9 protein-coding genes are annotated in these 12660 nt (G+C 49.7%); 8 read left to right on the top strand and 1 reads right to left on the bottom strand.

Translation table 11 applies throughout. From position 1 onward, the window contains the following. The first annotated feature begins 46 nt into the window (after window positions 1–46). The 8 genes from A3844_RS02400 (at window position 47) to A3844_RS02365 (ending at window position 11046) form a co-directional block, all read left to right on the top strand. Window positions 47–1060, top strand: a complete 1014-nt coding sequence (locus tag A3844_RS02400; RefSeq protein ID WP_074106493.1) for a substrate-binding domain-containing protein — start codon at window positions 47–49, stop codon at window positions 1058–1060. A gap of 24 nt (window positions 1061–1084) precedes the next feature. Next, complete coding sequence (locus tag A3844_RS02395; RefSeq protein WP_074106492.1) at window positions 1085–2947, top strand: cache domain-containing sensor histidine kinase; 1863 nt, start codon at window positions 1085–1087, stop codon at window positions 2945–2947. Between the two features lie 27 nt (window positions 2948–2974). Beyond that, complete coding sequence (locus tag A3844_RS02390; RefSeq protein WP_074088622.1) at window positions 2975–4213, top strand: response regulator transcription factor; 1239 nt, start codon at window positions 2975–2977, stop codon at window positions 4211–4213. 427 nt (window positions 4214–4640) lie between these two features. After that, window positions 4641–5735, top strand: coding sequence for a multiple monosaccharide ABC transporter substrate-binding protein (gene chvE, locus A3844_RS02385; protein ID WP_074103232.1), 1095 nt, complete (start codon window positions 4641–4643; stop codon window positions 5733–5735). A gap of 105 nt (window positions 5736–5840) precedes the next feature. Beyond that, the gene (gene mmsA, locus A3844_RS02380; RefSeq protein WP_074088624.1) at window positions 5841–7370 is read left to right on the top strand and encodes a multiple monosaccharide ABC transporter ATP-binding protein; all 1530 of its coding nucleotides are present in this window, start codon (window positions 5841–5843) and stop codon (window positions 7368–7370) included. Between the two features lie 6 nt (window positions 7371–7376). Then, a complete protein-coding gene (mmsB, locus tag A3844_RS02375; RefSeq protein WP_074106491.1) occupies window positions 7377–8540 on the top strand; it encodes a multiple monosaccharide ABC transporter permease in 1164 nt (387 codons plus the stop codon). Window positions 8541–8769: 229 nt separating this feature from the next. Then, complete coding sequence (locus tag A3844_RS02370) at window positions 8770–9438, top strand: TraX family protein (RefSeq protein ID WP_074088626.1); 669 nt, start codon at window positions 8770–8772, stop codon at window positions 9436–9438. A 90-nt stretch (window positions 9439–9528) separates the two neighbouring features. Then, entirely contained in the window at window positions 9529–11046 is a 1518-nt protein-coding gene (locus tag A3844_RS02365) for a copper amine oxidase N-terminal domain-containing protein (RefSeq protein WP_083606645.1), read from the top strand. A gap of 76 nt (window positions 11047–11122) precedes the next feature. Here the strand turns inward: A3844_RS02365 and A3844_RS02360 are convergent, their stop codons facing one another. After that, complete coding sequence (locus A3844_RS02360) at window positions 11123–12553, bottom strand: metallophosphoesterase (RefSeq protein WP_074106490.1); 1431 nt, start codon at window positions 12551–12553, stop codon at window positions 11123–11125. Window positions 12554–12660: the final 107 nt, after the last annotated feature.

Here is a 12660-nt window from a genome sequence, read left to right as displayed (position 1 = left end):
CTAAACCGCAATTGGTGTTATTTTAAATATTGAAAGGGGTTACATTTTGAAAAAGCTGGGGCTTGTCTATGTGCTTCTGATTGGCCTTTTCCTGATTTATGTGCTGAATTACAAGCTGCAGCCTGGCCCGGAGGACCCGTGGGAAACCGCCGGCCTGCGCGGTAATATCGAAGATAAGTACGTAATGGTTACGTTCCAGATTGGCATCGATTACTGGAAAAGTGTATTGAAAGGCTTTGAGGATGCGGCAGAGGAGCTGAATGTTTCCGTAGAATATCATGGCTCAACCCAGCATAATGCCAGTGAGCAGATGACAGTGCTGGAGCAGACGATTGCCAAAAAGCCAGCGGGAATTGCCATATCGGCGGTGAATTCTAAACTTCTGACGGCTACGATTAACAAAGCGGTGGAGAGCGGAATTCCGGTGGTGCTGTTTGACTCGGGGGCACCTAACAGCAAAGCGTATTCTTTTCTCGGAACGGATAATTACAACGCCGGCGTTGAAGCTGCCCGCAAAATGGCTGAGCTTACCGGGGGGAAAGGCGAAGTGGCGGTTATTACAACACCTGATCAGCACAATCACCAGGAACGAACCGATGGATTCAGCCGTACGATCCGCAGTGAGTTTCCGGAGATGAAACTGGTTTCGGTCAAGGACGGCCATGGTGATCAGATAGCTTCAAGGCAAGCGGCTGAGCAGCTGTTGCTTCAGTATCCGAAGCTTAAGGGAATATTCGCCACGGAGTCGAACGGCGGAATTGGCGTGGCCGAAGCCGTGCAGGCGCAGCAGGGAGATCATTCCATTTTGCAAATTATCAGCTTCGATACGGATAAACTGACGCTCGATCTTGTAAAAGAAGGCAGGATTGCCGCGACGATGGCGCAAGGAACCTGGAACATGGGTTATTGGTCGCTGACAGAGCTGTTCCATTTACACAGTGATTTGCAGGAAAATCCGAATGCTTACGAGGGAAGCAAACCGAGGCCCGTACCGGATAAGGTGGATACCGGGATTGATGTGGTGACCCGGGCCAATGTGGAGAATTACTATGCCAAGTAATCAGCCGCAGGGGAGGAGTTGCCGATGCTTAAGCGTGTCCTGAATATGGAAAAGCTGAAGCTGAACAACCTCCCGATCCGCTATAAGCTGATCATTCATTTTCTCCTGATCAGCATTCTTCCCTCCATCGGACTGGGGCTGCTTATCGGCTGGACGGTCGACCGGATTGTGGAGGAGCAAAGCAATGAGAATACGATGCAGCTCATCGGGAAGGTCAATTCCTCACTGGAAAATGAGGTGGAAGATCTCCAGAAGATCACCTACCTGATTTCTTTTGACCCCGGTGTGCAGGCCTTTCTAAACGGTTCAATGAACGATCCGGCGCAAGCTATGAGATGGGCTGATGGCCGGGAGCCCGCGGAATATAACATCCGCAAGTTTCTTCAGGGTTTTACCACCCTTAGTTCCGAGATTGCTGGTATTATGCTGGTTAATCGAGAAGGCGAATTTATCAGCAATGAGATGTACACCCGTCCGGGCACAGCTGTGAAGAGCGAGGCCTGGTACAAAGAAGCGGAAAACAATAAAGGGATTTTCAAAATCATCGGACACCCTTATGGCCGTGCTGTAAGGTCGCATGTTGACTATAAGGAGAGCGAGATGGTGTCTGCTGTAAGAGCTATCGTTGACCCCGAGACACAGGTGGTTCAGGGAGTAGTACTAATTGATCTGAAGCTGAGGGTTATCGCCGAAACGGCCAGAGATGTCACGCTGGGCAAAACGGGTTATCTTACTATCGTCGACAGCAGCGGGGAGATGATCTATGCGCCACAACATCCTTTTATGAAAAATATCCCGAAAGGGTTACTCACCGAAACCTCGGGCATTACCTCAGAGACCGCGGCTGGCCGCCATTTGCAGCTCATTTACCGGACCTCATCCTTTACGGGGTGGACAACGGTGGGTGTGTTCCCGATGGAGGAATCGGCGTTTGGGGTACGGGAGATTACGTTTAATGTGGTCACCTTTGTTTTTATTGTCTGTATGCTTGGGATGACTGCCTCATTCTATCTGGCGCATTCCATTTCTCGTCCAATCGGACAACTGGCCTCCTTTATGAGCAAGGCGCAGTCCGGTGATCTGACGATCCGATATTGGGGCAACCGATCCGACGAAATTGGGCTGCTGGGCCGCAGCTTCAACTCCATGCTGGCGCAGATTGCCCGGCTGCTCTCGCTTACTGAGCTGCAGGCTCGGCAGAAGCGGGAAGCGGAGCTGCGCAGCCTGCAGGCGCATATCAAGCCGCATTTTCTCTATAACACATTGGATACAATCCACTGGATGGCCCGCAACAAAGGGGCGGACGATATAGCCGAAGTGGTTCAATCCTTATCCAAGCTGTTCCGGCTGGGTCTCAGCAAAGGCAGTGATCTGGTTCCACTGTCCGACGAGCTGGAGCATATGGTGAGCTATCTGAAGATTCAACAGGTGCGTTACAGCAGCAAGCTGGCTTACCGCATTGAAGTGGAACCGCAGCTTGATGAGCTGTACGTGCTTAAGCTGCTTCTGCAGCCTATTGTGGAGAACGCGATCTATCACGGCATCAAGGAGCGGCGCGGTCCCGGCCATATTTCCATAGAGGTGGCACAGCAAGCAGGTGAGCTGTACCTGACGGTCCGCGATGATGGGGCAGGGATGACACCGGAGCGGCTTGCCATGCTGCAGAAGCGTCTTGCGGCTGTTGGCAGCAATGCCGGAGATACGGGGGACATCGAGCAGCCGCTGCCGGACAGTGCGGGCAGCGGCTATGGCATTCTGAATGTGCAGGCCCGAATCCGGCTCACTTATGGAGAACCGTATGGGCTGCAAATTGAAAGTGAACGCGGGGTGGGAACGGTAGTGACTGTGCGTCATCCGGTTGTCCATGACAGCTATCCTGTGGATTGAATTTGAAGGAGAAGGAGCTGCATCGCAATGGATACCTGGAAAGTTATGATTGCCGATGATGAAGCGATCATCCGTGAAGGGATTAGAAAATGTGTGGATTGGGAAGGCCTCGGACTGCAGGTCGTTGCGGAAGCGGAAGACGGTGAAGAAGCCTTGGATTTGGCCGTCCAGCATAAAGTGCATATTGCATTAGTAGATTTGAATATGCCGATCATGCATGGCATTGAACTGATGAAGCAGCTTCGGGAGCAGCTACCTGAATGTAAAATCATCGTTATAACCGGCCATGATGAATTTTCCTACGCCCAGGAATCAATCCGTCTGCAGGTGCATGACTATATTCTTAAGCCTGCCGAGCCCAGGCAATTGATGCAGGTGCTTCGCGGGGTCAGGGATCTGCTGGTCTCGGAGAAGCAAAAGAACCAGCATCTCCAGCAGGCCTCCCGGCAGATCATTAAGAATTTCCCGCTGCTGAGAGAACGCTTCTGCCAGGAATGGCTGGAGGGGAATCTGAGCCAGGGTGAGATCCGGGAGCAGCTGCACTTCTTGCAGCTGCCACAAGAGCGTCCAGAAATAGTAGCCATTATCCGCTGGAGATGGGAAGCGCAGAATTCCGGACTACAGGAGAAAGAACGGCAGCTGTTTCTTTTTGCAATAGAGAACATTGTTTCAGAGCTGCTTCAGAACTCTATAAAGGTGATCTTCCGGGATGCTGCAGGTCAGATCATTCTTCTGCTGTGGGATGCGGCAGGAGAAGCGGTGCTGGCCGGGGTTGAAGCCGTAGTGCGAAGCCTTCTCAAGATTGCCGTTGAGGTTGGCATCGAGCCTGTTGAGGGAGATCCCACAGGTCTGACAGCCGCCTACCGCAAATGCAGAGTGAGCCTCTCCAAAGAACAGCCTTTGTCGCCCCTGGTCCGCAGAGCCAGGCAGTACATGCTGGAGCACTTTAGCGAATACGGTCTTACTCTGGAATTCATAGCCGGCAGCCTTCAAGCCTCACCGGTCTATCTCAGCCGGCTGTTCAAGCAGGAGCTGGGTGAATCCTTCGGAACGTATCTGACCCAAATCCGTATCCGTAAAGCGGCGCAGATGCTGCACTCAACAGAACTAAGCATAGGCGAAGTGGCGGAACGCACGGGTTACGAAACCCAGCATTATTTCAGCACCGCCTTTAAGAAGCATACAGGTGTATCCCCTCTGCAGTTCCGCAAAGGTGTGCTGCCCGGAGATGGAGAGCGTGCAGGCCGCGAAGGAGAGCAAGACTAAACTCATATACTGTAAAAAGGAACCACATGCGGCTAATCCCGCATGTGGTTTATTTATTCTCATTTCATTTAAGATGAACGAAAGACCTACCAAAGGTCAGAAGTGGCGGAGGTGAAGTTTGGAGCTGGAGGAGCGGTAGCGTCCGCCTTTATGTTTGGATTTCACCCGTAGACAACGGTTTAAATCAGGAAATCCAAACATAACAGCGGCCGGAAGCCCAAACATTCACCGCAGTCACGACCAAGGCCGATTAAATAAATCAAAAGTTCAACATAAATATCATTTTTGAAAACGCTGACAAAAGTTCTGATTTTATAAAAACAGTAGCCTGAGTGTAAATACGGACCCCTGTTCCCCTTGCTATACTCAACTTGTCAGACGGGCAGACTGCCCGGGACAACAGAATAGTTCAGGGGGTAGCGCAGATATGAAAAAGTATTCATTACTCATGCTGGCATTGGCACTTGTACTGGTTTTATCCGCTTGCGGCAATAACGGAGGGAACAGCTCCGGCGGCAGTTCGGAAGGAACGAAGGGTAAGGTGGGCATCGCGATGCCGACGAAGTCCTCTGAGCGCTGGGTGAACGATGGCAATAACATGGTAAAAGAATTTAAGAGTCTGGGTTACGGTACGGATCTGCAGTACGCGGAGGATGTTGTTGAGAACCAGGTATCTCAAATCGAGAATATGATTACCAAAGGCGTGAAGGCCATTGTTATTGCTTCGATTGACGGTGAAGCCCTGACGGATGTCCTGCAAAAAGCGCATGATGCTAACGTGAAGATCATTGCCTATGACCGTCTGATCAAGAAAAGCGAATTTGTGGACTATTATGCTACCTTCGACAATTTCAAAGTCGGTGTGCTGCAGGGCTCTTACATTGAAGAGAAGCTGGGCCTGAAAGAAGGCAAGGGACCGTTTAACATTGAACTTTTCGGCGGTTCACCGGATGATAACAACGCCTACTTTTTCTTTGACGGAGCCATGTCGATCCTGAAGCCTTACATTGATTCCGGCAAGCTGGTTGTCCGCAGTAAGCAGATTACAATGGATCAGGTAGCTACATTGCGCTGGGATGGGGCAGCTGCTCAAGCCCGGATGGATAATCTCCTGAGTGCTAATTATGCCAGCGATAACCTGGATGCTGTCCTGTCCCCTTACGATGGCATCAGCATTGGCATTCTTTCCTCACTGAAAGGCGTGGGCTACGGTTCGGGCGACAAGAAGCTTCCGGTTGTTACCGGGCAGGACGCCGAGCTTGCCTCCGTTAAGTCGATTCTGGCCGGAGAGCAGACACAGACAGTATTCAAGGATACCCGCGAGCTGGCCAAAAAAGCGGTAGAGATGACGGAAAGTGTACTGAACGGCACGGAAGCGGAAGTCAATGATACCACCACTTATAATAATGGAGTCAAAATTGTACCGTCCTATCTGTTGGAGCCTGTATCTGTAGATGCTTCCAATGTAGATAAAGTGCTGGTCGACGGCGGCTACTATACCAAAGAACAGCTCGGCAAATAACCGGTTGCGAATGCTTTTAGCGGGGAATGCGGCGGCAGTTCTTAAAGAGGCTGCCAGCCGCAACAACCGCTGCCACAGTCTTAATGGAAAGCTGGGTGAGAGGCAATGAACGAAATTATTCTGGAAATGAAGGGCATTACCAAAACCTTTCCCGGTGTCAAGGCACTGTCCAACGTGAACCTGAAGGTCAAAGCCGGAGAGATTCACGCGCTCTGTGGAGAGAACGGGGCCGGGAAATCCACCCTGATGAAGGTACTGAGTGGAGTCTATCCGCATGGAACGTATGAAGGGGATATTTTATTTCAAGGACAGGTCTCCCAATTCAAGGATATAAAGGATAGTGAAAGCCTGGGGATTGTCATTATTCATCAGGAGCTGGCTCTGATTCCGTATCTGTCCATCTCGGAGAACATTTTTCTCGGCAATGAGCAGGCAAGTCGCGGGGTGATTAACTGGAATGCAACGACAGTGAAAACCAAGGAGCTGCTTCAGACCGTTGGTCTCAGCGAGTCGCCGTTCACCCGGGTATCGACGATCGGTGTAGGCAAGCAGCAGCTTGTGGAAATCGCCAAGGCGTTGTCCAAAGAGGTGAAGCTGCTCATACTCGACGAACCGACAGCAGCACTGAATGAAGATGACAGTGAAAACCTGCTCACACTGATTCTGGAACTGAAAAAGCGCGGGATTGCTTCAATTATCATATCCCACAAACTGAATGAAATTGAGAAGGTGGCAGACTCTGTGACCATTCTACGGGATGGGCAGACGATCCGCACTTTGGATATGAAGCAGGATGAGGTTACCGAGGACGTCATTATTAAAGGCATGGTGGGTCGTGATCTGACCAACCGTTATCCGGAGCGGACGCCGGACCTGGGTGAGACCATTTTCGAAATCCGCGATTGGGAAGTCTACCATCCGACTCAGGCGGGCCGCAAAATGCTTGACAAGATCAACCTCCATATCCGGCGCGGGGAAGTGGTAGGCATAGCCGGACTCATGGGAGCGGGGCGGACGGAGCTGGCAATGAGTGTGTTCGGCAAATCGTATGGCAGACGGATCAGCGGCCAGCTATTCATGCATGGCAAAGAGGTTCATCTGAACGATATCAACAAAGCGATCGATAGCGGATTGGCCTATGTAACGGAAGACCGTAAGCATTATGGATTGATTTTGATCGACGACATCAAACGGAATATTTCGCTTAGCAGCTTGAAGAAACTGTCCCGCCGGGGTGTCATTAATGAGAACGAGGAAGTGCTGGTCGCTGAGGAATACCGCAGGAAGCTGAACATCAAGACGCCAAGCATTTTACAGAAAACGGTGAATCTCAGCGGAGGCAATCAGCAAAAGGTTGTCCTCAGTAAATGGATCTACGCCCAGCCGGATATCCTCATTCTTGATGAGCCTACACGTGGAATCGATGTGGGAGCCAAATATGAAATTTACTCCATCATTAATGGGCTGGCGGCAGAGGGCAAAGGGGTGCTGGTCATCTCGTCTGAGCTGCCGGAGATTATCGGGATGTGTGACCGGATTTATACCATGTGCGAAGGCCGCATCAGCGGCGAGGTAGAACGGCAGGATGCATCACAAGAGCTGCTGATGAAATATATGACACGAAGCAGGGGGTAGCACGTCATGGGAGCGATTAGTGAAATTTTTAAAAAGAATATCCGCCAATACGGCATGATCATTGCTTTGATCTTTATCTCGATTTTCTTTCAAATTCTTACAGACGGTATTCTGCTCAAGCCGCTTAATGTAACCAATCTGATCCTGCAGAACAGCTATATTCTGGTGCTGGCAATCGGGATGGTGCTTGTGATCATCACTGGACATATCGACCTTTCAGTAGGCTCCGTAGCCGCTTTTATCGGGGCACTGTCAGCGATTATGATGGTGGATATGCATTTGAACCCGGTGCTGGCGGTTATTCTTTCATTGCTGATGGGGGCACTGGTTGGAGCCTGGCAGGGCTTCTGGGTCGCCTATATCAAAATTCCTGCGTTTATCGTAACACTGGCGGGGATGCTGCTGTTCAGGGGGCTGACGATGATTGTGCTGAATGGCCAGTCCATTGCGCCTTTCCCCAAAACGTTTCAAAAGATCAGCTCGGGGTTCATCCCGGATTTCTTTGGCGGCAGCTCGCTGAATGTCCTGACACTAGTTGTGGGCGTTGTACTTTCCGTGCTGGTCGTGTACCAGGAGTTCCGGAACCGGAAAGTCTCTATAAAATACGGCTTTGAGCAAACCTCTGTCTGGCTGTCCGTTGCCAAGGCTGCAGCGCTTGTGATTGTCATTAACCTGTTCTCCTATGTCATTGCCCAATATAACGGGATTCCGAACATTCTGGTGATCTTGATGGTGTTGATCGTCATCTATTCCTTCGTTATGAATCATATGACGATGGGACGGCATATCTATGCTCTTGGTGGCAATGAGAAGGCAGCCAGTCTCTCCGGTGTCAAAACCAAACGTGTCACCTTCTGGGTATTCGTCAATATGGGCGTGCTTGCAGCCCTGTCCGGTCTGGTGTTTGCAGCACGTCTGAATTCGGCGACACCAAAAGCCGGCACCAACTTCGAGCTGGACGCCATCGCGGCCTGCTTCATCGGAGGAGCATCTGCTTCAGGCGGGATAGGAACAGTGGTGGGCGCCATTATCGGCGGCCTGGTCATGGGCGTTATGAACAACGGTATGTCACTCATCGGCCTCGGCGTCGATTGGCAGCAGGGCATTAAAGGCCTGGTGCTGCTGCTGGCAGTGGGCTTTGATATTTACAATAAATCGAAGACCTCATAAGCGAAGCGGGCAGACTTGATAGAAAGAAAAGAATAAGGGAACCGTTCCTGGTATTCCAAGGGAGGGTTCTTTTTTTTATCGGGTAGTTAAAATTGGAAGTACTTTCTTAGTAAAAAGCTTACACCTCTGCTATAATGTTCTCAGTACACGGTTGGAAAGAGGACAGTTCCATGATCATTTCATCGACGAAGTCATAGTTATCCCTTAATCATTTAACTGGAGGCTTCAGATGCAGATTCTCGCGATGGTGACCATGCTGATTGATCATATCGGCTACATTTTTTTTCCGGGGGAGATGGCCTGGAGATATGTGGGGAGAATTGCTTTTCCAATATACTGCTACGCGCTGGTGCAAGGGCATATACATACATCATCAAGACCCCGTTATTTGCGCCGGCTGCTGTGGATTGCGCTGTTCGCTCAGATTCCCTATAATCTGGCGCTTGATCCGGGCGGGTGGAATGTCGTATTTACCTTGCTGCTGTCTGCGGCAGTGTTGTTTATTCTGGATAAGCTGCCAAACCTCTGGTACGGCATTCCTGTAGTGATTCTTGCTTTTGTTCTCATGGACCGGCTGCCGCTGGATTATAACGCCTATGGTCTGCTGCTGGTGCTGATCTTCCGTTATGCCCGTTCCTACTGGCTGATTCTGGCCCATTTCGTGTTGAATGGCGTGTATCTGTTCTATTATGGCTGGCGGGTGCAAATGTTCAGCGTCGTGCCTACCATTCTCATAGTAACGGCCCCTGGTTTCTGGAGGCTTCTGGAGAACAAACGGCTGCCGCGCTGGATTTGGTGGTCATTCTATCCGGCCCATCTGGCTTTGCTTGCCTTAGTGAAGATTCTGTTTTTTCAGGAATGGGTATTTATAGAATGGCGGAGTCTGTTTACAATATAATCCTGTTACCGGATACACCCTATATCACCCGATCCTCCCTCTTTAGAGTTGATGGATATAGATTGCAAATATAACTAGAGGAGACATGCTATGAAGAAAATGAAAGCAAGAACCAAGTGGTTACTCCCGATTCTCGCAGTGCTGCTGATTCTGGCGGGTTGCCAGAATGTGGCAGGATTTGATGTCAACAAGGCGCTTCTGGGAGATCTGGATGTAAAATCTTCTGAATCCAGCACCACCTTGTCACTGAAGGCAGTGCCTGCCGCAGGAATTAGCGCGGAAGATAAAGAAATGGTAGATCTCATCAATTCTTTCTCCTTGAACCTTAGCAGCATGAAGCTTCAGGACAATGGCAACGTATCTGCGGCCGGAGTTGTAGGCTATAAGCAATTATCTATTCCTTTTACATTCTTTATGGATAAAGAGGCTGTTGTCTTTACCGCAGAAGGTGCCAAACAGCCATTCTACTACCCGATTAAAGGGTATGAGGAATCCATGGGCATTCAAGGGCTTGACCAGAACAAGGCACAGGAGATTTCCAAGCTGTTGACCTCGTTCGTGGTGAAGAATCTGCCGAATCCCGGCGCGATTAGCGTAGCCTCTGTAAATGAATCTGTATATGGTGAACAGCTGAATTTAACTAAGCTACATACGGAGATTACGGGCGACGAGATGCCGGCGCTTGTGAAGAGCTTCCTGAAATCCATTTCCAAGGATACTGAGGGCTTTACCAATTTCATCAGCGGTCTCTATGATTATCTGTACCCGCTTCTGGAAGCGAACGGTGTAGGCGCAGATGAACTCAGCGATCTGGGTCTGGGTGAAATTCCTCTGGAAAACAAGGAAGGTGTAGTGACTGTGGCGCATGATGCGGCCAAATTGGCTGTAGATGCACTTCTGCTTGTCTATGATAAACAGTTGGATAATCTTTATGCTTCAACACCGGAACTGAAAACCATCCTCAGCAAAGAGACCAAGCTGAATATTGATATGTTTGTGGATAGCGGATTCCATGTGCGCAAGCAGAATATCAATCTCTTCGTCGCATTGCCAGCCAGTAAGGACCTGCCTCTTCAGAGCATTTCCCTCAAAATGGATACGCAAACCTGGAATGTGAATGGTGCAGTAACTGCTAATCCGATCTCGACAAAGGGAGCGTTGGATTTGTCTTCTGCCGAGCTTACTCCGGGGCAGACACTCCGAAGCTTTGAACCAGGTTCAGATGTATATAACATGCTCAAGAATGATTTGAATATCACTGCGAAATCTCTGATGATTGCACCGGATGATGATTACTATTATCCGATTGTTGAAGGAAACACCACTTATGTGCCACTGCGGTATCTGGCAGAAGATATGGATGCTGTAGTCGAGTGGGATGGGGCTAACCGCGCCATCAATGTTACCGATGACGTCTACGGAGATAAGCTGGTATTCAAAATCGGCTCTGACAAGGTTCTGATCAACGGAAAGACAGTGAAGCTTGCCCAGCCGGTATTCGTGGACGAATACGGTGATGCTTATGTACCGCTTCGTCTGCTGGCAGAAGCGCTTCATGCCAAGGTAGAAAAAGATGAAGATGGTTACATCTACATTGACCGTCCGTAAACAAACATTAACAACAAAAAGCCGGAATCTCTTATACAAGAGGTTCCGGTTTTTTGTTGTGCCACGCCGTGATGTTTCAATTACTCAATGATTTAGGTTGGGTCAATACCATGTCAAGCGAGACATTGCTGAGTACTTTATCCTCAGCCATACTCTGTATATAACCGGACATGAAGCCGCCATCCATGCCCATCCACAGTTTATAACCCGGCATGGACTTGATCTCATCCAAAGCATTGGCAGCAGTTCCGGCGAAATAATTCACGTTCAGCCGGGCCATCACTTTAGCCATCGATTGTTTTTCACTTTCGCTAAAGGTGGAGTCTTTGAGGCGGGCCATCGCCTTGTTATACGATTGCCCGGCGAATACCCCCTCGGCGTAGCTTTTAAAGGCCAGTAAATGGGGATCGGTATTTCCATTAGCCTTGGCCCAGCCTTCAACATCTACTGCCGCAGTGTGATAGGTTACAGCCCTGGTTACAGGATCAAAGCTCATTTCACCATATTGATGCGGGTTCACGGCCATGGCACTGGTAGCAATATCATAGACTGGAGTGTCTCTGGAGTCAGTCGTACCGTCTGGATCGCGTGCGATATCCTGCATATGGATATGCCCGGACAATACAAGATTAAGCCCGTCCTTACGAAGTGTCTTCATGGTTTCCTGACTGTTGTTAAGCTTGAATCCCGACACAGACATGGAGGTGTGGCTGAGAAGGTTATGATGCATCACCGTAATGATCGAGGCCTGTTTCTCAGCTGCCAGCTTCGCGCATTCATCCATCCAGGAGAGGGTAGAAGGGAGGATGCGGCCGTCCGTCTGGGGAAATCCGTAGCTTTCATTGTTGGCATACTGGCTGCTGTCGATCATCAGTAGATATAGCCCCGGTGCCGCTTGAACGAGGTAGCTTAGGCTGTCCTTGTCACGGGAGATTGCTTCATTATAGCCAAAATCAGAATACAGCTCTGTAAAATCCCCCGGAGTGATATGCTCCGCAACGATCTGTTTGTCCGCTTTGAACGATCTCGCCCAGGGATTATTCAAGTCGTGATTACCAGGAATGACATAGACATCGGTGCCTGATGCTTCCACACGTTTCAACTTCTCCGCCAGCTTCTTATGGCTGCTTGCTTCCCCGTTATTGGTAAGATCACCACTGAGAATCAAAAATTCCGGCTTCTTCTGCTGCGCGTCATAGACGAGGGCTTCCATTAGTTCATCGCTATAAGGCAGGATTTTCCCGTCTCCGCCGTTCACGTAGGCCTGAAAGGCTTCTCCGCCATCCTGAAGGTCCTTATCGAGATAATGGGTATCTGTAGCCACCCAGAACGATACAGGAGCTGTTGCGTTCTCAGCAGTAGCTACGCTGGATTCCGCAGCATTCCCTAATGGCAATGGAGTGTCTTTACAGCTAGCGAGAATGAAGCTGGCAGCCATGAGTATGGTAAGTGTATATAGATTTGTTTTTTTTGAAGAAAATATCCGTTTATTGTTGTGGATTTTCATTATATCAATCAACCTTCCTTCTGCACTTTTGCTGAACTATTGTAGCCTATTTGGTGCAGAATTGTATATCGAAAAGTGAGTAACTGTTACTTAATCTTCAGATTGGA

The organism is Paenibacillus helianthi, assembly GCF_001909055.1.
Lineage (GTDB): Bacteria > Bacillota > Bacilli > Paenibacillales > Paenibacillaceae > Paenibacillus_AQ > Paenibacillus_AQ helianthi.
This window is presented reverse-complemented; position numbering and strand designations above follow the sequence as displayed.